At 71.9% G+C, this 19,974-nt stretch carries 22 protein-coding genes; 15 read left to right on the top strand and 7 right to left on the bottom strand.

Features of this window, described 5'->3' with window-relative positions; all coding sequences use genetic code 11:
• Positions 1 to 202 precede the first annotated feature (202 nt).
• Positions 203 to 1,507: a YncE family protein gene (locus tag CRP30_RS14760; protein ID WP_097184681.1), complete on the top strand. Its 1,305-nt coding sequence runs from the start codon at positions 203 to 205 to the stop codon at positions 1,505 to 1,507.
• A gap of 79 nt (positions 1,508 to 1,586) precedes the next feature.
• The gene (locus tag CRP30_RS14755; protein ID WP_097184680.1) at positions 1,587 to 2,450 is read left to right on the top strand and encodes an endonuclease domain-containing protein; all 864 of its coding nucleotides are present in this window, start codon (positions 1,587 to 1,589) and stop codon (positions 2,448 to 2,450) included.
• A 23-nt stretch (positions 2,451 to 2,473) separates the two neighbouring features.
• Here the strand turns inward: CRP30_RS14755 and CRP30_RS14750 are convergent, their stop codons facing one another.
• The 7 genes from CRP30_RS14750 to CRP30_RS14720 form a co-directional block, all read right to left on the bottom strand.
• On the bottom strand, positions 2,474 to 3,604 hold the full coding sequence (locus CRP30_RS14750) for a sigma-70 family RNA polymerase sigma factor (protein WP_097184679.1): 1,131 nt from the start codon (positions 3,602 to 3,604) through the stop codon (positions 2,474 to 2,476).
• Between the two features lie 65 nt (positions 3,605 to 3,669).
• Positions 3,670 to 4,146 carry a hypothetical protein gene (locus CRP30_RS14745; RefSeq protein WP_097184678.1) on the bottom strand — a complete coding sequence of 159 codons (477 nt, stop codon included), beginning with the start codon at positions 4,144 to 4,146 and terminating at the stop codon, positions 3,670 to 3,672.
• A gap of 201 nt (positions 4,147 to 4,347) precedes the next feature.
• Positions 4,348 to 4,623 (bottom strand): carbon storage regulator CsrA, encoded by a 276-nt coding sequence (csrA, locus tag CRP30_RS23450; RefSeq protein WP_097184677.1) that lies wholly within the window; start codon positions 4,621 to 4,623, stop codon positions 4,348 to 4,350.
• Positions 4,624 to 4,715: 92 nt separating this feature from the next.
• Positions 4,716 to 5,195 (bottom strand): flagellar assembly protein FliW, encoded by a 480-nt coding sequence (gene fliW / locus CRP30_RS14735; protein ID WP_235003418.1) that lies wholly within the window; start codon positions 5,193 to 5,195, stop codon positions 4,716 to 4,718.
• 46 nt (positions 5,196 to 5,241) lie between these two features.
• Positions 5,242 to 6,135 (bottom strand): flagellar hook-associated protein FlgL, encoded by an 894-nt coding sequence (flgL, locus tag CRP30_RS14730; protein ID WP_097184676.1) that lies wholly within the window; start codon positions 6,133 to 6,135, stop codon positions 5,242 to 5,244.
• 5 nt (positions 6,136 to 6,140) lie between these two features.
• The gene (flgK, locus tag CRP30_RS14725; protein ID WP_097184675.1) at positions 6,141 to 7,553 is read right to left on the bottom strand and encodes a flagellar hook-associated protein FlgK; all 1,413 of its coding nucleotides are present in this window, start codon (positions 7,551 to 7,553) and stop codon (positions 6,141 to 6,143) included.
• Between the two features lies 1 nt (position 7,554).
• Positions 7,555 to 8,040 (bottom strand): flagellar protein FlgN, encoded by a 486-nt coding sequence (locus CRP30_RS14720; protein ID WP_097184674.1) that lies wholly within the window; start codon positions 8,038 to 8,040, stop codon positions 7,555 to 7,557.
• Positions 8,041 to 8,228: 188 nt separating this feature from the next.
• Between CRP30_RS14720 and CRP30_RS14715 the strand changes: the two genes are divergently transcribed.
• The 13 genes from CRP30_RS14715 to CRP30_RS14655 all read left to right on the top strand — a co-directional run bounded on the left by CRP30_RS14715 (position 8,229) and on the right by CRP30_RS14655 (position 19,955).
• Positions 8,229 to 9,188 carry a sigma-70 family RNA polymerase sigma factor gene (locus tag CRP30_RS14715; protein ID WP_097184673.1) on the top strand — a complete coding sequence of 320 codons (960 nt, stop codon included), beginning with the start codon at positions 8,229 to 8,231 and terminating at the stop codon, positions 9,186 to 9,188.
• Between the two features lie 128 nt (positions 9,189 to 9,316).
• Positions 9,317 to 10,150 carry a flagellin N-terminal helical domain-containing protein gene (locus tag CRP30_RS14710; RefSeq protein ID WP_097184672.1) on the top strand — a complete coding sequence of 278 codons (834 nt, stop codon included), beginning with the start codon at positions 9,317 to 9,319 and terminating at the stop codon, positions 10,148 to 10,150.
• A 127-nt stretch (positions 10,151 to 10,277) separates the two neighbouring features.
• Entirely contained in the window at positions 10,278 to 11,624 is a 1,347-nt protein-coding gene (gene fliD / locus CRP30_RS14705; protein WP_097184671.1) for a flagellar filament capping protein FliD, read from the top strand.
• A 46-nt stretch (positions 11,625 to 11,670) separates the two neighbouring features.
• Positions 11,671 to 12,057 carry a flagellar export chaperone FliS gene (gene fliS, locus CRP30_RS14700; protein WP_097184670.1) on the top strand — a complete coding sequence of 129 codons (387 nt, stop codon included), beginning with the start codon at positions 11,671 to 11,673 and terminating at the stop codon, positions 12,055 to 12,057.
• Complete coding sequence (locus CRP30_RS14695; RefSeq protein WP_235003417.1) at positions 12,054 to 12,494, top strand: hypothetical protein; 441 nt, start codon at positions 12,054 to 12,056, stop codon at positions 12,492 to 12,494. The genes fliS and CRP30_RS14695 overlap by 4 nt, the downstream gene beginning before the upstream one ends.
• A 140-nt stretch (positions 12,495 to 12,634) precedes the next feature.
• Entirely contained in the window at positions 12,635 to 13,726 is a 1,092-nt protein-coding gene (locus CRP30_RS14690) for a glycosyltransferase family protein (protein WP_097184668.1), read from the top strand.
• A gap of 359 nt (positions 13,727 to 14,085) precedes the next feature.
• Complete coding sequence (gene flgB / locus CRP30_RS14685) at positions 14,086 to 14,433, top strand: flagellar basal body rod protein FlgB (protein WP_097185002.1); 348 nt, start codon at positions 14,086 to 14,088, stop codon at positions 14,431 to 14,433.
• A gap of 1 nt (position 14,434) precedes the next feature.
• Positions 14,435 to 14,839, top strand: coding sequence for a flagellar basal body rod protein FlgC (gene flgC, locus CRP30_RS14680; protein ID WP_097184667.1), 405 nt, complete (start codon positions 14,435 to 14,437; stop codon positions 14,837 to 14,839).
• Between the two features lie 2 nt (positions 14,840 to 14,841).
• On the top strand, positions 14,842 to 15,150 hold the full coding sequence (gene fliE / locus CRP30_RS14675; RefSeq protein ID WP_097184666.1) for a flagellar hook-basal body complex protein FliE: 309 nt from the start codon (positions 14,842 to 14,844) through the stop codon (positions 15,148 to 15,150).
• Positions 15,150 to 16,742, top strand: coding sequence for a flagellar basal-body MS-ring/collar protein FliF (gene fliF, locus CRP30_RS14670; protein WP_097184665.1), 1,593 nt, complete (start codon positions 15,150 to 15,152; stop codon positions 16,740 to 16,742). Before fliE ends, fliF begins: the two co-directional genes overlap by 1 nt.
• Positions 16,739 to 17,809: a flagellar motor switch protein FliG gene (gene fliG, locus CRP30_RS14665; RefSeq protein ID WP_235003416.1), complete on the top strand. Its 1,071-nt coding sequence runs from the start codon at positions 16,739 to 16,741 to the stop codon at positions 17,807 to 17,809. The genes fliF and fliG overlap by 4 nt, the downstream gene beginning before the upstream one ends.
• 59 nt (positions 17,810 to 17,868) lie before the next feature.
• Positions 17,869 to 18,627, top strand: a complete 759-nt coding sequence (locus CRP30_RS14660) for a FliH/SctL family protein (protein WP_097184664.1) — start codon at positions 17,869 to 17,871, stop codon at positions 18,625 to 18,627.
• Complete coding sequence (locus CRP30_RS14655; RefSeq protein WP_097184663.1) at positions 18,624 to 19,955, top strand: FliI/YscN family ATPase; 1,332 nt, start codon at positions 18,624 to 18,626, stop codon at positions 19,953 to 19,955. Before CRP30_RS14660 ends, CRP30_RS14655 begins: the two co-directional genes overlap by 4 nt.
• Positions 19,956 to 19,974 lie beyond the last annotated feature (19 nt).

Raw genomic sequence — 19,974 nt, 5'->3', positions numbered from 1 at the left:
TCCGGCCGCGGACTCCGGCAGCACAGCGCACCGTGCCGCGGCGGAGGTCGGTGCGGGCGGTCACGTGGTGGATATCGGCAGCGCCGGACCGGGATGGACCCTTCCGAGCAGCATTTCCGCGCCCGGTCGATGACACGGCTGCGTAACCGTGGCGTCGCTCGCGCGTTCCCATCCCGAAGCCGACCGAGCCGGGAGACCCTCCATGCGCCGCATCGCCGTCCTCGCCCCCGCCATCGCTCTGGCCGCCGCCCTCACCACCGGGGCCCTCACCACGCAGGCAGCGGCCCAGGGAGGTGGCGGCGGAGGAGGCGGCTCCTCGCGGGCGGTCATGTTCGTCGGCAACAACTGGGACGGGACGGCGACCGTCGTCGACGCCCGGACGCACGCGCCGATCCGCACCATCGACACCATCCCCGACCGGCGCCAGCGGATGGCGGAGATACTGAGCCGGCCCGACAAGCTGGCGTTCTACCTCGCCATCCAGGTCGCGATCGGCGAGGGCCACGCGCAGTACACCGACGACATGTTCACCACCCACGACGGCCGGCTGCTCGCGGTGAGCCGCCCCAGCTTCGCCGACGTCGTGGGGATCGACCTCGCCAGCGGCCGGATCGTCTGGCGCTTCGCGATGGAGGGCTACCGCTCCGACCACATGGGGGTGTCCCCCGACGGCGAGCGGCTGCTGGTGAGCGACTCGACCGCCAACAAGGTGCACGAGCTCGACATCCGCACCGGCGCCAAGACCGGCGAGTTCCCGAGCGGCGACAGCCCGCACGAGAACAACTACACCCGGGACGGCGAGCGGGTGTTCCACGCCAGCATCGGCCGCGTCTACACGCCGACCGACCGGCCGGTCCTCCGCCAGGCCTACGACACCCTGAAGGGCGAGCGGTACTTCCAGATCGTGCGCACCGACGGCCTCACCGTGGAGTCGCGCTGGGACATGGGCCAGGAACTGGCCGAGGCGGGCTACCCCGGCATGGCCTCGGCGGTCCGCCCGATGGCGCTGGCCCCAGACGAGCGGTTCGTGTACCTGCAGGTGTCGTTCTTCCACGGCTGGATCGAGTTCGACACCCAGGCCGCCGATCTCGACGGCGCCACCGGCTACGACGGCGAGCCGTCCGTCGGCGCGGTGACGCGGGTGGTCGACCTGCCCAGGCGGACGACGGAGCCGCGCGAGCGGTACGTGCTCGACTCCGCGCACCACGGCATGGCCATGAACCCCGCGGGGACGACGCTGTGCGCCGCCGGGACCATGGACGGCTACGCGGCCATCATCGACCGCGAGACCGAGGAGCACCGGCTGGTCGAGGTCGGCGAGAAGCCCTACTGGTCGACCAACGGGGTCTACGGCGACGAGTGCTGGGTGTCGGTGAGCGGGACCGACCAGGTCGTCGTCATCGACTACGACACGGCGGAGACGATCACCACGATCGACGTGGGTGACCACCCCCAGCGCGTGCGGGAGGGCGTCGTCGCCCGCGACGTCCTCCGCGCCTGGCGCTGACCCGAAGGGCCAAAGTGGCCACTTGTGCCCCTGTGGACGACGACAGCGGGAGCGGGCCGGCACGCGGCACCCTGCCCGGGTGTCCATCCGCCACCTGACCGGGGTCTTCATCGGCAGCCACGCGATAGCCGAGGGAGTGATCACGCGAAAGCAGCTGCGCGAGCGCGGCTTCCGACGCCTCGTCCAGGGTGTGTACGCCGACCCGGGTCTGTCGTTCGACCACCGGCTGCGCTGTCGGGGCGTCGCACTGCTCCTTCCGGGGGGCACGGCGATCGGAGGCCACTCCGCGGCAGCGTGGCACGGAGCCCCGTTCGCCGCACCGCACGACCCGGTCACCGTCCTGCGACCGGCGGACGTCGAGTGGAGAGGCCCTCGGGGAACGATGGTCCACAGAACGCTGCTCGACGCGGCCGAGGTTGAGGAGCGGGACGCCGTCCCGGTCACGTCGGCCCTGCGGACGGCGTGGGACGTGGCCGCTCTGGAACCCGTCGGCACCGCCGTCGCGGCGTTGGACGCGATGGTGCGCGCCGGCAGCGTCCGACTGCCTCTGCTCCAGGCCATGGTGTGCGACGGCGCGGGGCGGTGGGGAGTCGCCAAGGTCAGGCGAGCCATCCCGCTCGTAGACCCACGGGCCGAGTCGGCGCCCGAGTCGCGCGTGCGAGTTGCATGCGTACTGGCCGGACTGTCTCCGGTGCCCCAGTACGAGGTGCGGGTCGACGGCGTCCTGCTGGGACGGGTCGACCTCGCCTTCCCGGAGGCGCGCCTGGCCATCGAGTACGAGGGTGCCTACCACTTCGAGGGCACCCAGATCGTCCGCGACGACGAGCGCATCGCACGGCTGATCGCAGCCGGGTGGCGAGTCATCCGGCTCAGTGCAGCAGACCTACGTGACCTGGTCGGCGTGGTCCAGCGGATCCGCGCCGAACTCGCGCGGCCCCAGTAGGGCCAAAGTGGCCATTTCGGCCCCTACTGGTCGGCGAGTTCGGCGAGGCGGGACTTGAGGGCCTGCTCCACGCGGTCGGCGTACACGTTCATGTTCCGCACCGACGTGTTGAGGTCCTGCGACAGCTGGGTCTTGGTCTGCCCGCCCCACGTCGTCAGGTACCAGGTCGCCCAGCCGAGCACGTTGGGCTGACCGGCGCGCTGGTCGCGGCGCGCGTCCGGGTCGGGGGCGCACGCGGCGGTGAGGGCGTGCGAGAGCAGCGTCTGCTCCGCCTCCCCCATGATCTCGTCGGGCGCCTCGGAGGAGTCCGGCAGCAGGATCTCGGTCGCGTCGGGGCCGCCGTCGAGGGACTGCAGGTTGCGCAGGCCATTGAGCGTCGCCACGGTCTGGGAGTTCCGGCGCAGCGTGGCCACGCTCTGGCCCATGTAGGCCGCGAGCTCCTTCTCGCTGGGACGCCGCTGGTGCTCGGCGATGAAGGCGGCGATCGCCTTCTGCTGCTTGTGCTCGGTGTCGGCGGCGGTGCGCCCGTGGGCGTTGCGGCCCAGGTCGTGCACCCACTTCGACAGCTGGGTGGCGAGGAACGCGCCGAACGGGACGCCCTTGGTCTCGTCGTACTGCGCGACCGCCTTGAGCACCCACTCGAACACCTGCTGGCCGAGGTCGTCCGGGTCGGGCAGGTGCAGCCGGATGGTGCTCATGTTCCGCTGCAGGCGCTTGAGGCTCACCGGCCCGTAGTGCCGGCACAGGTCGGCCAGGAAGTCGGCGGGCAGGTCGCGCGGCGCGCGGCGGCGCACGTCGGTCTCGGCCCGCAGGCCGATCGTCGACGAGCCGTGCCGGGCGGCCCAGGCGCGGATCCAGTCGGCCAGCATCGCGGCGGAGCCGCAGGCGCCGTCGACCCGGTAGAGGCCGTCCCCCTGGTCGTAGGTGGCGGTGACGCCGTCGGGCAGATCGGCGCGGAACTCCGCGAGCGGCAGTTCGTGGTCCACGCGGAAGTGCACGCGGTCGCGGGGCGCGATGGGTGCCAAGGCCCAGCCCTCGGCCTCGGGGATGCCGCCGAAGACGAGCGGCTGGCGGGCACGGGCGCGGCTGTCGGTCGCGGTCGTGGCGGTGGCGAAGGAAGCAGAAGCAGACGGAAGAGAAGCGTTGTGGGACACCGGAACTCCTGGCACTACGGGGAAGGACGGACCCGGGGAAGGGGCCCGGAAGCGAGGAGCGGCCGTCAGGCCGGGATGCGTTCCCCGGGACCCGCCACGCGGGGCGAGGGGACGAGGGATGCCGACGTCGCCGGCAGCACCTCGAGGACGTCGGCCGCAGAGGCGCCGGCGCCCGCCGTCTCGAGCAGGGTCGCCGCGGCGGCGCGCTCGGCACCGCTGGGCTCGGCCGTGTAGACCGGCATGTGGTCGTACAGCGACGCGAAGATGGCGCTGACGAAGGCGTACGCGGCCTGGGCCTGCGGCGAGAACTTCGCCACGGCCGTGCGGGGGCCGAGGTCGACACCCACGGTCACGCGGACCACGCGGTCGTCCTTGCTCAGGCCGGTGACGGCGAAGGAGACCTCTTCGTGCTCGGCCGCGAGCGCGGCGAGCGCGGCCAGGCACCGGCGGGTAGCCCCCCGGCGCGGCCGCAGCTGCACGTGGACGACCACCGACTCCGGCTCGCCCTGCTCGGACTGTGCGTTGATTGCACTGTGTTCCATGCTGATCGCCCCCTGTCACTTGCTTGGGGAGAAATCTGCCCTATGTGTTCGGCAACCAGGGGCACAACACTCGCCGTGTCATACGCAGTTATCGCCGGGTAGTTCGGCAGAACTTGCCCGTGTCGTGGAGTCGGGACCGCGCCGCCGCGACACATCGGCAGCGAGTGCCAACAAGGCAGGGGTTCCGCCCGTGCAGATGTGTCAGGCGGGCGCATCCTCGGAGTGGTCCCCGGCGACCTCGGTGGCAGCGGAGGACGGCGCGAACGCGGCGAGTGCACCGAGGCTGTCGGCCGTCACCTGCGCCGCGAGGAGGTTGGCCTCGGCGATCTGCCGGTAGACCTCCTCGCGGTGGATCGTGACCTCGCGGGGGGCCTTGAAGCCGAGGCGGACGGTGCCACCGCGGACCTCGACGACATGGACCTCGATGTCGTCGCCGATCCGGATCGTCTCGCCGACGCTGCGGGTGAGTGTGAGCACGAGTACCCCTCCATGGGTGTGTGTGAGCCGTCCTTGGCGATGCCCGGCAGGCGGGCGGCGCGGCTGCACCATCGCACAGCCGCTGTCAGCAGTTATCGGCGGAGTGGCCGCCTGATGGGATGGTCGGAACCGGTCAGGACCACCTGGCAGGCCCGGTGGGTGGCCGGGTTCACCACCACGGGGGCACGGAGGTTGGCGGTCGCGGCCGACACGTCGCCGTCCGGGACCGACACCACGCAGTAGAGCTGCACCGTGGCGATGTCGTCCAGGCCGTCCAGGCCGAGCGACAGGGCGACGGCGCCGGGCACGCTCGGGGCGTAGTCCGGGAAGAAGACCCCCGCCGCGACGGCGAGGAACCGGGGCCCGTCCGGCGCCACCGCCTGCAGCCAGGACAACCGGCCGCTCTCCTCGGCGGGGACGAGGACGTAGTCCCGGTGGTCCGGGAACCCGGGGAGCGGGTCCACGAGCGTGAGCACCTGCACCGCCGGGGCAGGAACGACGACGGCCGTCGGGGCCGCTGCGGGCGCGGGGGCGTGCGCGCGTTCGGCCAGGACGGCGGCTGCCGGCGTCACGGTGAGCACCCGCCCGGACGTCCGGCCGGTGCTGCACGGCCGGACATCACCGCAGGTAGTCCATCAGCGTCGGGGAGATGGCCTTCGCCGTCGCCTGCAGGGCCGCCTGGTAGCCGACCTCCTGCATCTTCAGCCGCATGAGCGTGCCGGGCAGGTCCACCGCCTCCACCTCGCCGAGCTGCGTCTCCAGCATCAGCGCGAGGTCGCTGTTGATCTGCATCTCCCGGTCGACGCGGGCCGACCGGGCGCCGACGTCGGCGACGCCGCCGAGCATCCGCTTCATCGCCACGTCCAGGTCGTCGAGCCCCTGTCCGAGCGCCTCGGGGTCGTTGACCAGGTCATCGGCGATGCGCGCGACCACGGCGAACAGGTCGTCCCCACCGGCCGGCCCGAACACCTCGGGACCGGTCATGTCGACGCGCACCTCCTCGGTGGCCGACACCCGCCGCAGGACGTCGCCCCCGGGCGCGGTCATGCCCAGGTACGCGCCGGTGACGCCGTCGTAGGCCTTCGTGCCCGTGGTGATCCCGCCGAAGATCGGGCGACCCTGGATGTTGGTGTTCGCCATGCCGAGCAGGCTCTCCCGCAGCGACTCGACCTCCGTCGCCAGCGCCCGACGGCTGGCCTCCGACGAGGTGCCGGTGCTGGCCCCCTGCACGGTCAGGTCACGCACGCGCCGGACGACGCCGAGCATGTTCTGCAGCGTGGAGTCGGTGATCGACAGCCAGCTGTCGGCGTCGGAGATGTTCCGGGCGTACTGCTCGACGGCGGCCTGCTCCGACCGCGTCTGCATCGCCTTGTTGGTGCCGGTCGGCGAGTCCGACGGTGCGTTGATGAGGCGACCGGAGGTGAGCTGCTCCTGCAGCTTGCCGAACTGGTCGAGGTTGCGGTTGAGCCCCTGCAGGCTGGTGAGGGTGACGGCCTTCTGCGTGATGCGCATTCAGATCACAGCCCCACGCGGCCGGTGCGGTTGATCAGGACGTCGAGCATCTCGTCGATGGTCGAGACCAGCCGGCTGGCGGCCGAGTACGCGTGCTGGAAGGACAGCATGTTGGTCATCTCCTCGTCGAGGTTGACCCCGGCGACGGACTCCCGGGACGCATCGACCTGCGCCGAGATCACCGACTGGATGCCGAGGTTGCGCTGGGAGACCGCCGACTGGACGCCGAGCTCGACGATCATCTTGCGGTAGGCGGAGTCCACCGAGTCGGGGCCGTTGCCCAGCTGGGCGAGTGCGTCGGCGTTGCCGCGGTCGAGGTTCGCGGGGACGGAGCCGTCGTCGGCACCGATCGCCGATGCCGCGATCTTGCGCGGGTCGGTGATCACGACGGTGATGGAGGATGCCGTCACCGGCCCGCTCGTCGAGCCGATCAGGTCCTCGCCGCGGTCTCCGTCGAGATCGAAGCCGTTGCCGTGCGCGTCGTTGAGCGCGGTGGCCAGCTTCACGGCGATGCCGTCGAGCTGGGCCCGGTAGGTGGGGAGGACCGAGACCAGGGCGTGCAGCTGTCCGCCGCCGGTGCCCCCGACGGTGACGTTGAGCGAGCCGGCGGCGGTCACGATCCGGGGTGGGTCGTCCGTGGCGTCGGCCGGGTCGGTGGTCCCCTCGACGACCAGCTTCGATGCCGTTCCGCCGGAGACGAGGGTGATGCTGCCGACGGTGACGTCCAGGACACCGCCCTCGCGGGGCCGCACCGACGCCCCCACCTGGTCGGCGAGCTTCATGATGAGCACGTCGCGCTGGTCGGACAGGTCGTTGGCGGGCAGCCCGCTCTGGTTGGCGCGCAGGATGGCCGTGTTGAGCTGCGCGATGGTGTCGGCCGCGGCGTTGACGTCGTCGACGAGGACGTCGAGGTTCTCGCGGCTCTGCTGCCACTGCCCGTCCAGCTGCGAGCTGCTGAAGTGCAGACCGCCGACCAGCGTCTCCAGGCGCTTGAGCACCTGTCCGCGGGCGGCGACGTCCTCCGGCCTGTTGGCGACGTCCTGCCAACCGCGCCACATGTCCGCCATCAGGTTCTGCACGCCCGTGGTCCCCGGCTCGCGGAACGCCTGCTCGACCAGCTCGTAGGCGTCGGTCTCCGCGGTGAGCCGCGCGCTGTTGGCGTGCTCGGTGTGGCCGCGCCCCTCGAGGAACGCGTCCCTGATGCGGATGACGTTGTCGGCGTTGACGCCGGCGCCGATCCCCGAGCTCGTGGAGTAGAACGCCGGCACCACGCTGCCGCCGATGGACTGCAGGTCGACCCGCTGCCTGGAGTACCCGTCGGTGTTGACGTTCGAGATGTTCTGGCCGGTCACGTCGAGCGCCCGCCGCTGGGCCCAGAGGGACGTGGTGGCGCGGTTGAGGCCGCTGAAGGTGCTCACGTCAGAGTGCTCCGTCCAGGGTGACCGCGCGGTGCGTCCCGTCGGAGTGCCGACCGGATGCGCCGTAGGTGCCGGCCGAGGTGGCCCGCGTCTGCGTCAGCGCATCGCCGATGGCGGCCAGGCCGCCCTCGATGAGCTCCCGGTTGGCGTCGGACAGGCTGCGCAGGTCGGTGATGAGGACGAGCAGCGCCTCGTGGTGCTTGGAGAGCAGGTCGTTCCAGGGGGCCGGCGCCGCGTCGGCCACCTGCCGCAGGGAGGGATTGCTCTGCAGGCCCAGCCGGACCGCGATGGCCTCGGTCGCCGCCGACCGTTCCACCTCGAGCGTCCGGAGCTGGTCGAGGATGACCTCGATCTCGTGCGCGATGCGCGCCAGCCACCGGGTCTTGCCGGTGAGGATCAGGTACTGCTTCTCCTCGGCCTTGAACAGCAGGAGATCCAGGAGCTCCTGCTCCCGCCACAGCATCGTCGACAGGTGCTGGTAGTCCACGTGCCCACCGCCTCTCCGTCGTCTCCGGCGCCCCGGCGGACGAACCGCCCGGCGCTCCCTCGTCGCAGCTGGCATCGGCACCCGCCGGGACACCCTCAAGCCGAAGCAGGCAACTGGGTGCTCAAGCCGGGACGGAAAGTTGCCGATGGGTGGTGCCACCACCGCCCGGCCCAGCCGAGAAGAAGGGCGTGAGCCCAGCCCGTGCCGTCGCGACCGAGCGCCCCTTCCGCGAGCGGATCCCCCGCGAACGGACCGCCTCCGGACGCATTCCGAATCCGTCCCGCGGATCCACCCCGACGCGCTCGCCGGCGGACGTCGACGCGTTGGTCACGGCGCACCTGCCGCTGGCGTCGTTCGCCGTGAACGCCGTCGCCGCGCGGATCTCGCTGCCGGCGCACGTCAGCCGCGACGACCTGCTCTCCTGTGCGCACGTCGCGCTGGTGGAGGTGGCCAAGCGGTTCGACCCGGCGGCGGGGGCCTCCTTCGCCACCTACGCCCTGGCCCGCCTGCAGGGCGCGGTCCTCGACGAGCTGCGGTCCGGCGACTGGGCCAGCCGGTCGGTGCGTGCCGCGGCCCGGCGGACCGACGCCGCCGCAGACGCCCTCACCATCTCCCTCGGCCGGCCCCCCACGCGCGAGGAACTGGCCGCCTCGCTGGGGGTGCCCCGCAGCGAGCTGGAGAGCCTGCAGGTCGATGTGCACCGGGCCGTCATGGTCAGCATCGATGCCGAGACCGGCGCCGACGGCTCCTCGCTGGACCTGCCCGACACCGGGGAGTCGCCCGAACGGGCGCTGTTGCGGGGAGAGCGGGCCCGCTACCTGCACGAGGCGATCCGCGCCCTCCCCGACCGGCTGGACGAGGTCGTCGAGCGCAATTTCTTCGGTGACGAATCGCTCACGGACATCGCGGAGGACCTCGGCGTCACCCTGTCGCGCGTCTCGCAGATGCGCGCTCGCGCCCTGACCCTGCTGCACGCCGCGATGAGCGAGGTGTGGGAGGGCCGCGCCGTGCAGCCGGACGGTGGGGTGCGGGCGCGCAATCAGCAGCTCGCCTACGTCGACCGGGTGGCCGGCCGCAACGGGGCACCGCTCCCCCGCCAGCGCAGCTCCTGGCCCACCGGCCGCGAGAGCGCCGCCCGGACCGCCTGACTCCCTTCGGAAAGAAATCGTCCGCTCGGCTCAAGCACCCCCGGTGCGCCGCCGATGACTTTCCATGTACGGCCCGCAGCACGGATGCAGCGGGAGACCGAGTACGACCCCATCCAAGGAGGAACATCATGGGTCTGCGCATCAACCAGAACATCGCGGCGCTCAACGCTCACCGCAACCTGTCCATCACGGACAACCAGATGAACAAGTCGCTCGAGAAGCTGTCCTCCGGCTTCCGGATCAACCGTGCCGCCGACGACGCGGCCGGTCTGGCGATCTCCGAGGGCCTGCGCTCGCAGGTCGGTGGCCTCAAGGTCGCCGTCCGCAACGCGCAGGACGGGGTCTCCGTCGTGCAGACGGCGGAAGGTGCCCTCACCGAGGTGCACTCGATCCTGCAGCGTGTCCGTGACCTGACCGTCCAGGCCGGTAACTCCGGCGTCGTGGACTCCAAGGCTCGCGGCTACATCGCCAAGGAGGTCACCGAGCTCGCCGGCGCGCTGACCGACATCGCCAGCCGCACGGACTTCAACGGCACCAAGCTCCTGAACGGCAGCGCATCCAGCCTGTCGTTCCAGACCGGTGCCAACGGCGGGGAGACGGTCACCGTCAACCTGAGCAACGTGACCTCGGTCGCCACCGCGGTCACCGGCGTGGCCACGAACATGGCGGCCTCGGGCACCTACAGCGCCTCGGCCGACCTGGCGACGCTCGACACCCAGATCAAGACGGTGTCGGAGTCGCGGGCCACCCTCGGTGCCTCGCAGAACCGCTTCGAGAGCACCATCAACTCGCTCAACGTCTCGATCGAGAACCTGAGCGCGTCCGAGAGCCGGGTCCGCGATGCCGACATGGCACAGGAGATGGTCGGGTTCACCCGCGCCCAGATCCTGAGCCAGGCCGGTACCGCGATGCTCGCGCAGGCCAACCAGGCCTCGCAGGGCGTCCTGTCGCTGCTCCGCTGATCCCGATCAGCTGAGTAGCTGAGGAGCAGACCCTCAGCACCACCCCGGGTGAGGGGGGAGGCCCTCGTGCCTCCCCCCTCGCTCGCATCCGGACCACCCCGCCCCCTCGACCTCAGGAGCCCGCGGCATGACGATGAGCATCAACACCGGTCTGGTGTCCGGCATCGACACCGGGACCATGGTCAGCCAGCTCATCCAGCTCGAGGCGGCGTCGCAGAACGCGCTCAAGGCCCGCCTGTCGACCACCCAGGTCACCGCGTCGGCCTACCGCACGGTGAACTCCGCCCTCGCCGCCCTCACGACCGCCGCCGAGTCGCTCGGCAAGGCCGAGACGTGGGCCAGCGCGAAGGGCAGCAGCTCCGCCGCCAGCGTGACCGTCGCGACCACCGCGTCGGCGACCCCGGGCTCCCTCACCTTCACGGTCGCCAAGGTCGCGACCACCGCCTCCAGCGTGAGCACCGGCCGCTGGGCGACGACGACCGAAGCGGCGGGGCTCGGCACCCTCGACATCCGCAGTGCCGACGGCACCACCAGCAAGGGCACGGTCGCCCTCGACGGCACCGAGTCGCTCGCGCAGGTGGCCACCAGGATCAACGCCACCGCCGACCTGGGCGTGATCGCCTCCACCGTGCAGATCGCGCCGGGGCAGTACGCCCTGCAGATCAGCGCCAAGAACTCGGGCGCAGCGGCCGGCTTCTCCGTCACCGGCGCGGCCTTCACCGCCACCGCCGTCGGTCAGGACGCCGAGCTGAAGGTCGGCGCGGACACCGCGACGACCTCGTCCTACACGATCCGCTCGGCCAGCAACACGTTCGAGGGCGTCCTGCCCGGCGCGACGTTCACGGTGACGAAGGAGGAGACCTCCCCGGTCACCATCTCCGTCGCCACGGACCCCGACGCCGTCGCCGCCAAGGTGTCCAGCCTGGTGGACTCGGTCAACAACGCGCTGAACACCATCAAGACCTACACGAACAACACCCAGGGCAGCACCGCCGCGCTGCGTGGGGAGTACTCGGTCACCTCGATCGGCGGTCAGCTGCTGGACGCGGTCATCGGCGCCGTCGGCGACGAGGGTTCCGCGGCGCAGATCGGCATCCAGTCCACCCGGGACGGCCTGATCACCTTCGACAAGGAAAAGTTCGCGGCGGCCATGAAGGCCACCCCCGATCTGGCCCAGCGCCTCGTGGCCGGTACAGGGGTCGAGGGTGAGCCGGGCGCCGTCACCGGTATCGCCGCGCGGATCAGCGAGGTCTCCAAGTCCGCGTCCGACGCCACCACCGGGAGCCTGACCTCGCTGGCCAAGGGGCAGGACTCCCTGGCCCGCGACTTCAAGGACCGCATCGCCGCCTGGGACCTCCGGCTGGCGAAGCGCAAGGAGACCCTCACCCGCCAGTTCACCGCGATGGAGACGGCACTGAGCTCCCTCAACAACCAGTCGAACTGGCTGGCCGGCCAGCTCGGCTCGCTCGCCTGACCGTCCGCCCCACCCGCTCGACACCTCGCTTCAGGAGCTCTTTCCGATGAGTGCTGCTTCGCTCCGCGCCCGCTACCTCGGCGACGCCGTCGCCACGGCCTCGCCACAGCAGGTCCTGGTCATGCTCTACGACCGGCTGACCCTCGACCTCGAGCGGGCCCAGCTTGCTGTCGAGGAAGGTGACCGGTCCCGCCTGAACCAGGAACTCCAGCACGCCCAGGCGATCGTGCTGGAGCTGCTGTCCAGCCTGCAGGTCGACATGTGGGAGGGCGGCCCCCGGCTGGCCGCGCTGTACAACTGGCTGCTGTCCGAGCTGGTCCAGGCGAACATGAAGTCCGACGCCAACCGCATCCGGTCCTGCCGGCAGGTCGTCGAGCCGCTGCGTGACGCATGGCGGCAGGCCGCCGCGTCCTTGGCCGGCGTCCCCTCATGACCATCGGCCCGGTGCGCGGCTCCGCCGCGGCGGGCTCCGGCTTCAGCCCGTACACCCCCGCCCAGCCCCAGCCCCAGGGCTCCGGCGGCGCGGCGAGCGGTGACCGCGGCGACCGGCGTGCCCCCGCCGACTGGCACGAGGCGCTGTCCGCACTCGAGGGCGACGTCCTCGAGGCGCAGGAGAGCCTCGCCCGCGGCCGGGCGGAGGAGATCGCCGCGTGGGGACGGCGCAGCTCCGACTGGATCCCCCCGACCGGCCTCGGCCCCATCCCGGCCGACCTGCGCCAGCGCGCCGCCCGTCTGCTCCAGCACCAGCTCGCCGTCGCCGAGGAGCTGGTCGAGCGGATCACCCAGTCGCAGAAGCAGCGCGACGTCGCCGCCCGCATGTCCTACGGCGACTCCCGACCCGTGGCCTCGTTCATCGACCGCGGGCTCTGACCGACCCCTCTCCGGGAGAAACCGTCGCCGACGGAACCCGTCCGGTAGCAGCACTGCCGATGACAGAGAGGCCGGCGCCGGCTCCACCCGCCGACGCTCCCGCGCCACCGCGGCTGCCGCCATCTCAGAAGGGTTCCTCCATGCGCGTCCTGCTCACGCACGCGATCGCCCAGGGTTCGACGTACTACCGCATCGAGGAGCCCGCCCGCGCGGTCCAGGCCGCGGACCTCGGCATCGAGGTCGCGGTGTCCCGCGGGATCGCCACCACCATGCGCCAGGTGACCGAGGGAAGCCCGATGGAGGTGACCGACGTCGACGCCCAGGGTGCCGACGTCGTCGTCCTCCAGCTGCCGAAGACCGCCGAGATGCTGCAGATCCAGCGGCTCCTCCAGGCCCGGGGGGTGGCCGTCGTCGTCGAGATGGACGACCTCCTCTCCGGCGTCCCGTTCGGGCACATGGGCCACGGCGCCCTGGTGCGCGGCGGTGCCGGCGACCTCGCCGCCCAGGCGGCCCGCGAGGCCGACCTGGTGACGACGTCGACGCCGGCGCTGCTCCAGGAGTACGCCAGGCACGGCCGCGGCGTCGTCATCGAGAACGCGATCCCGCGACGCAACGCCGAGCTGCCGCCGGCCTACGAGCGCACTCCGGACACCGTGACCATCGGCTGGGCGGGCAGCGTGCCGAGCCATCCGTACGACCTGCAGGAGATGGGCTCGGGCCTCCAGCAGGCGCTGGACCGCACGCGCGGTCGGAGCCGGCTGATCATCTTCGGGCAGAAGTGGGACGTCCAGCAGCGACTGCACCTGTCGGAGGATCCCGAGGAGGTGCCCTGGGTGATGGACGTCGACTCCTACATGGCGCGCCTGGGCGAACTCTTCGACATCGGCATCGCCCCCCTGCGGGTGGACCGGTTCAACACGTCGAAGAGCTGGCTCAAGCCCCTGGAGTACTCGGCGCGGGGCGTCTACTGCGTCCGGGCGCGGACCGAGGAGTACGAGCGCCTGGGTCTGGGGATGCCGGCCCGCGCCCCGAAGGACTGGGCGAAGTGGCTCAGCGCCGGTGTGCAGGACGGCGACCGGCGGCGCGAGGTCGCGGCCGCGGCCCGGGAGAAGGTCCTGGCCCATCACCTCACCGAGCACACCGCCGAGCGGTGGGCCGCGGCATGGCGCCTCGCCCGTGACAACCGCACGCGCGCCCTCGGCGGCGATCGGCTCGTCACCGCGCGTTCCTGATCGATCGCACCCCCACGCCCCGTCGCCGGCCTCCGGCGGCGGGGCGTTGTCCATGTCTGGGGTCGCCCCGGCCCGGGGGACCGCCTCGTGCACGAATGGTGACAACTCCCCCGCCCCAGTCGGCGCGGGACACGGCCAGATCACCTCAGGTCACACCCGCCACGGCGCCCCCGCCGGACACGCGAACCCCGCGCGTAGCGCTCCCGAGGTCAGGCCGCGACGGCCGGACGCCGATGAGGGAAGTGCACGGAGAGCACCACCTCGCCACGGATCGGCGGACCCCGCACTCGCTCGCGAGTGCCCTTCCGCCTACCCCGGAGGTCGAACGTGTCCTGCTGCACCCGTCGGCGACCCGCCCGATGATCGGCGAGATCACCCCAGCCGCGCTGCACGCCAGCCTCTCCGGGCTGGCCCAGCGCCAGCGCGTCACCGCCGACAACATCGCGAACATCAACACGCCTGGCTTCCTCGCCGGTCGGGTCGACTTCGAGGGCTCGCTCCGCGGCGCCCTGCGCAACGGCGAGACGCCGCAGATCAACGGTGGCACGGTCGCCCGCTCGCTGGAGCCGACCAACACCAACGGCAACAACGTCAACCTGGATGCGGAGACCCTCATCGCCACCGAGACCGGCCTGCGCTACCAGCTGGCGCTGAACGCGCTGGACGGCAAGTACAACAGCCTCCGCACCGCCCTCAGGACGCAGTGAGATGGCCATCTTCGACACGCTCGGGATCTCCGGGTCCGGGCTCATGACCCACCGCAAGTGGCTCGACGCCGTCTCGGACAACATCGCGAACATCAACACGGTCAACCCGGCCGGCCAGGACGCCTTCCAGGAGCGCTTCGTCGTCGCGCAGGCCGTGGACTACGGCTCCGGCGGAGGCGGCGTCCGCGTCGCGCGGGCCGAGTTCGGTGACCCTGAGGGCCGCATGGTGTACGAGCCCGAGCATCCCCTCGCCGACGCCGAGGGGTACGTCCGGTACCCCGACATCGACCTCGGTGACCAGATGACCCAGATGATGATCGCGCAGCGCGGCTACCAGGCCAACCTCGCCGTCGTCGAGCGGGCCACGAACATGTACCAGGCTGCGCTGCAGCTCGGGAAGGGCTGACCATGACGAGCCCCATCGGCGGGATCCTCCCCGTCGGCATCGGCGCGGTCGGCGGTGTCACCGAGGCCGGCCCCCAGGCCGCCGCCGGGGCCGACGGCTTCGCCTCGGTCCTCGCCTCGACGTTCGACAAGCTGCAGGGCACGCAGAACGCTGCCGACTCCCTCGGCGCCCAGGCCGCCACCGGCGACCTGAAGGACGTGCACGACTACATCATCGCCAGGACCGAGGCGTCCCTGGCCACGGAGATGGTCGTCGCCTTCAAGAACAAGGCCGTTGAGGCCTTCAACGAGATCATGAGGATGCCGGTCTGATGAATGCGGCACTCGCCGGGACGATGGAGCGCGCCCGCTCCACGTTCTCCTCGATCGGCCTGGGGCAGAAGGTCGTCATCGGCCTGTTGCTCGTCGGGCTGCTTCTCGGCGGGTTCTTCTTCTTCCGCTGGATCACCGCCCCCACGCAGGCCCCGCTGTTCTCCAACCTGGCCTCGACGGACGCCTCGGCGATCGTGGAGGAGCTGAACGCGGCCGGCGAGGCCTACGAGCTCACCGACGGCGGCGGCACGATCCTCGTCGCCAAGGACCGGGTCTACGACCTGCGCCTCACCATGAGCGGCCAGGGCCTGCCCGCCGGTCAGGACACCGGGTACGCCCTCCTGGACGAGCAGGGCATCACCACCAGCGAGTTCCAGCAGCAGGTCACCTACCAGCGGGCGCTCGAGGGCGAGCTCTCCAAGACGCTGGAGGCCCTGGACGGCGTCAACTCCGCGGTCGTCCACGTGGCGCTGCCGGAGGACGAGGTCTTCGTGACCGACGAGGCCAAGCCCACGGCGTCGGTGCTGCTGGACCTGGCGGCCGGTACCGCCCTCTCGGGAGAGCAGATCCAGGCCGTCACCAACCTGGTCTCCTCCAGCATCCAGGGCATGGAGCCCGGCCAGGTCACGGTGACCGACGCCGCAGGGCAGGTGCTCGCCGCACCCGGCACCGGGATCACCGCCGGCGCCGGCGACGCCCGTTCCCAGGTCGAGGCGGAATACCAGTCCCGGCTCGCGGCCAACGCCCAGCAGATCCTCGACCGGGTGCTCGGCCCCGGCCGGGCCGTGGTGTCGGTCCGGGCGGACGTCGACCTCGACCAGCGGGCCACCACGTCGGAGACCTACGTCTACGACGAGGACACCCCGCCGCTGTCGGAGACGACGACCGTCGAGGAGTACGTCGGCGGTGGCGCGCCTGTCGGAGGAGTGCTGGGCCCGGAGAACATGCCCGACGCCGCGGAGAACGCCGGTGGCGGCGAGTCGCAGTACAACAAGGAGTCGACGACGGCGAACAACTCCGTCGGAAAGGTCACCGAGGTCGTCGAGGGCACCCCCGGCGCGCTGAACCGGCTGACCGTCTCCGTCGTGATGGACGATGCCGTCGCCGGCAACCTCAACCAGCAGCAGATCCGCAATCTCATCGGCAACGCCGTAGGCCTGGACGAAGCCCGTGGCGACCAGATCGCCGTCGCCGCGATGCCCTTCGACAACGCGGCGGCAGACGCCGCCGCGGAGGCGATGGAGGCGGCTCGCGAGGCCGAGGCCAGCGAGCAGATGTGGTCGATGATCCGCACCGGTGGGATCGCCGCCGGTATCGCGCTCGTCGTCCTCATCGTCTGGTTGCGCTCGCGCCGGCAGCAGGACGTCGAGGAGGACTACGAGCCCCTCGAGCTGACCGACGACATGCTCGCCGAGCTCGACCGGCTGCGCGTCTCCAGCAGCCGCGAGGAGCCGCAGGTCGACAACCACCAGTTGGAGCTCGAAGCCGCTGAACGGCAGAAGGTGCGAGGGGAGATCTCCGCGATGGTGAGCGAGCGTCCCGACGAGGTCGCGGCGATGCTGCGCGGCTGGCTGACGGAGAGCAAGTCGTGACTCTCGCCGGCATGGACCAGCTGCTCGGCGGGGGCAACCTCCCCGCGATCCCGTCCGCCCCGCGGCCCGAACTCCCGGGTCTGCGCAAGGCCGCGGTCTTCCTCGCCCAGATGAGCAAGGAGGAGGCCGGCGCGATCCTCACCCAGCTGCGCCCGCGCGAGGTCGAGTCGATCACCCGCGAGCTCATGCGCCTGGGCTCGGTCGAGCTCGACGACGTCGACGAGGTGATGACCGAGTTCCACAGCCTGATGACGGCGCAGCACTTCATCGGCCGCGGCGGCGTCGACTTCGCCCGCGAGATCCTCGCCGCGGGGCTCGGGGAGGACAAGGCCGGCGACATCCTGTCCCGGCTGAACGTCGTCTACACCGAGGTCCCGTTCGCCTCCCTGCGCAACGCCGACGTCCGGCAGCTCGTCACGTTCCTCAAGGACGAGCACGCGCAGATCATCGCGCTGGTCCTCGCCCACCTCACCGCCGCGCAGTCGGCCGAGGTGCTCTCCGGCTTCGCGCCGGAGCAGCAGGCCGAGGTGGCGCACCGGATCGCCACGATGGACCGCACGTCGCCGGAGATGGTCCGCCTCGTCGAGGAGGAGCTCGGCCGCCGGATGGGCTCGCTGCTGGCGCACCAGGACATGACCACCGTCGGTGGCGTCGAGACCCTGGTCGAGATCATCAACCGCTCGCCGCGGCCCACCGAGCGCTCCATCCTCGAGTGGCTGGACAACACCGACCCCGAGCTCGCCGAGCAGGTCCGCTCCCAGATGTTCGTCTTCGAGGACATCGTCACCATCGACGACCGCTCCCTGCAGCAGGTGCTGCGCGAGGTCGAGGCCAACGACCTGGCCACCGCGCTCAAGGGCGTGCGGCCCGACGTCCGCGACAAGGTGGTCCGGAACCTGTCCGAGCGCGCCGCCGAGAACCTCTCCGAGGAGATCGAGCTGCTCGGGCCGGTGCGCACCCGCACGGTCGAGGAAGCCCAGGCCAAGGTCGTCGGCGTCATCCGCACGCTCGAGGAGCAGGGCGTCCTGACGCTGACCCGTGGACAGGACGATGAGTTCGTTGCCTAAGGACCCCGTCCTCCCCACCCCCCGCAGGCTCGGGGCGGGCCCCTGGACGGGGCCGACCGATGACGCGTGAGGGCGTCCTGCTGCGCGGCACCAGCGCGCAGCGGGCCACCCCGTACCGCGACGTCGTGCCCGGTCCACGCGAGGAGAGCCCGCTCCAGCGCCCGCAGCAGACCGTCGAGCGACGCTCCAGCATCCGCCGGGCCGCCGACCTGCCCGTGGTCACCGGCGCCGGCTCGTCCTTCCGCCTCGGCGACGTCTACGCCGAGGAGCTCGCACGGCTGCGCGAGTTCGCGCACGCGGAGGGCTTCACGGCCGGGCACGCCGAGGGCATGGCCGCCGCGGCCGGCGTGGTCGCCGAGACCGAGCGCGCCGCGGCCGAGCGACTGGCCGACGTCCAGGCGCGGTGGGAGCGCCGGCTGGCGTCGGCGACCGCCGCGCTGGCCGCGGCCGCGACGCGCTTCGACGAGGCGTCCGTTCCTGCCGCCGACGACATCCGCGAGACGGTGATCGGCACCGTGCTGACCCTGGTCGAGGACCTGCTGGGCCGGGAACTGGCTCTCGCCGACTCCCCGGTGCTGGACGCCGTCCGGCGCGCGCTCGCGCTCTGTCCGGCCGACGTCCCGGCCGTGGTGCGGGTGCACCCCGACGACCTCGCCGAGATCCCGGCCGAGGCGCTCACCGAACTCCCCGCCTCGGTGCGGGTCGTTCCCGACGCGACCATCGAGCGGGCCGGAGCGGTCGTCGACACCGGCCCGCGGCGCATCGACGCCCAGCTCGGGGCGGCCCTGGAGCGCGTGCAGGCGGTCCTGAGCGCATGACCCGACCCGCCACGACGTCGACCTTCCCCACCACCGTGCTCGCCCGGGCCCGGGCAGCGGCGCGACCGCAGGTGACCGGATCGGTCACCGGCGCCATGGGCCTCACCCTGAGCGTCGACGGCATCCGTGCCGCCGTCGGGGACCTCGTGGAGGTCAACCCCGGCGAGCGGCCGCTGCTGGCCGAGGTCGTCGCCGTCGGCCGGGACCGGCTCACCTGCATGCCGCTGGGCAATCTCTCCGGGGTCCATGCCGGCGCGCCCGTGCGCGCCACCGGCATGCCGTTGCAGGTGCCCGTCGGCGAGGCGCTGCTGGGCCGGGTGCTCGACGGCCTCGGCCGCCCGGTGGACGGCGGCCCGCCCCTGGGCTCCCGCGTCTCCTTCGTCGACCTCGCCAGCGAGACGCCGCACGCGCTCAGCCGGACCCGCGTCGAGGAGCCGCTGACCTTCGGCGTCCGGGCGCTCGACACCCTGGTCCCCTGCGGCAAGGGGCAGCGCCTGGGCATCTTCGCCGGCTCCGGTGTCGGCAAGTCCAGCCTGCTGGCCCAGATCACCCGGGGCACCGACGCCGACGTCCGCGTCATCGGACTCATCGGCGAGCGTGGCCGCGAGGTCCGGGAGTTCCTCGAGGAGAACCTCGGCGAGGAGGGCATGGCCCGGACGGTCGTCGTCGTCGCCACCTCCGACGAGCCACCGCTGGTCCGCCTCAAGGCCGCGTTCGTGGCCACCCGCATCGCCGAGGCGTTCCGCGACGAGGGCCGCGACGTGCTGCTGCTCATGGACTCGATCACCCGGACGGCGATGGCCCAGCGCGAGGTCGGGCTGTCGGCGGGCGAGCCGCCCGCCACCCGCGGCTACCCCCCGAGCGTGTTCGCGATGATGCCCCAGCTGCTGGAGAAGGCCGGGACGGGCGTCACCGGGTCGATCACCGGCCTCTACACCGTCCTGGTGGAGGGCGACGACCACAACGAGCCGATCGCCGACACAGCCCGCTCCATCCTCGACGGGCACATCGTGCTGACCCGGAAGCTGGCGACGACCGGCCACTTCCCCGCCATCGACGTGCTGGAGTCCATCTCCCGGGTGGCCACCGCCGTCGTCCCACCCCAGCAGATGGCCGACGCGCGGGAGATCCGCCGCCTGATGGGTGCGCTTCGCGACGTCCGGGAGCTCATCGAGATCGGCGCGTACCAGTCCGGCAGCGATCCCCTCGTCGACCGGGCCCGCGCGCTCGCACCCACGATCGAGGCGTTCCTGCAGCAGCCCATGGGCGAGTCGACCTCGGCCGAGGAGTCCTGGAACTGGCTGCAGCGGATCGTGAGGTCGGCGTGACGGCGCCCTCGCGCGACGC

This window comes from Blastococcus haudaquaticus, from assembly GCF_900230285.1.
Taxonomy (GTDB): Bacteria; Actinomycetota; Actinomycetes; order Mycobacteriales; family Geodermatophilaceae; genus Blastococcus_B; species Blastococcus_B haudaquaticus.
Note: the sequence above shows the minus strand (reverse complement) of the source record. Positions and strands in the feature narration are given on the sequence as shown.

What these genes read in the sequence shown, in the direction of transcription:
- flgC (WP_097184667.1), top strand. Translation starts at nt 14,435, where the DNA reads ATGGCCATCTTCGACACGCTCGGGATCTCCGGGTCCGGGCTCATGACC.
- CRP30_RS14745 (WP_097184678.1), bottom strand. Translation starts at nt 4,146, where the DNA reads ATGGAACACAGTGCAATCAACGCACAGTCCGAGCAGGGCGAGCCGGAG.
- flgL (WP_097184676.1), bottom strand. Translation starts at nt 6,135, where the DNA reads ATGCGCATCACGCAGAAGGCCGTCACCCTCACCAGCCTGCAGGGGCTC.
- fliE (WP_097184666.1), top strand. Translation starts at nt 14,842, where the DNA reads ATGACGAGCCCCATCGGCGGGATCCTCCCCGTCGGCATCGGCGCGGTC.
- CRP30_RS14660 (WP_097184664.1), top strand. Translation starts at nt 17,869, where the DNA reads ATGACGCGTGAGGGCGTCCTGCTGCGCGGCACCAGCGCGCAGCGGGCC.
- fliS (WP_097184670.1), top strand. Translation starts at nt 11,671, where the DNA reads ATGAGTGCTGCTTCGCTCCGCGCCCGCTACCTCGGCGACGCCGTCGCC.
- flgB (WP_097185002.1), top strand. Translation starts at nt 14,086, where the DNA reads ATGATCGGCGAGATCACCCCAGCCGCGCTGCACGCCAGCCTCTCCGGG.
- CRP30_RS14710 (WP_097184672.1), top strand. Translation starts at nt 9,317, where the DNA reads ATGGGTCTGCGCATCAACCAGAACATCGCGGCGCTCAACGCTCACCGC.
- CRP30_RS14690 (WP_097184668.1), top strand. Translation starts at nt 12,635, where the DNA reads ATGCGCGTCCTGCTCACGCACGCGATCGCCCAGGGTTCGACGTACTAC.
- CRP30_RS14695 (WP_235003417.1), top strand. Translation starts at nt 12,054, where the DNA reads ATGACCATCGGCCCGGTGCGCGGCTCCGCCGCGGCGGGCTCCGGCTTC.
- fliF (WP_097184665.1), top strand. Translation starts at nt 15,150, where the DNA reads ATGAATGCGGCACTCGCCGGGACGATGGAGCGCGCCCGCTCCACGTTC.
- fliD (WP_097184671.1), top strand. Translation starts at nt 10,278, where the DNA reads ATGACGATGAGCATCAACACCGGTCTGGTGTCCGGCATCGACACCGGG.
- CRP30_RS14655 (WP_097184663.1), top strand. Translation starts at nt 18,624, where the DNA reads ATGACCCGACCCGCCACGACGTCGACCTTCCCCACCACCGTGCTCGCC.
- CRP30_RS14760 (WP_097184681.1), top strand. Translation starts at nt 203, where the DNA reads ATGCGCCGCATCGCCGTCCTCGCCCCCGCCATCGCTCTGGCCGCCGCC.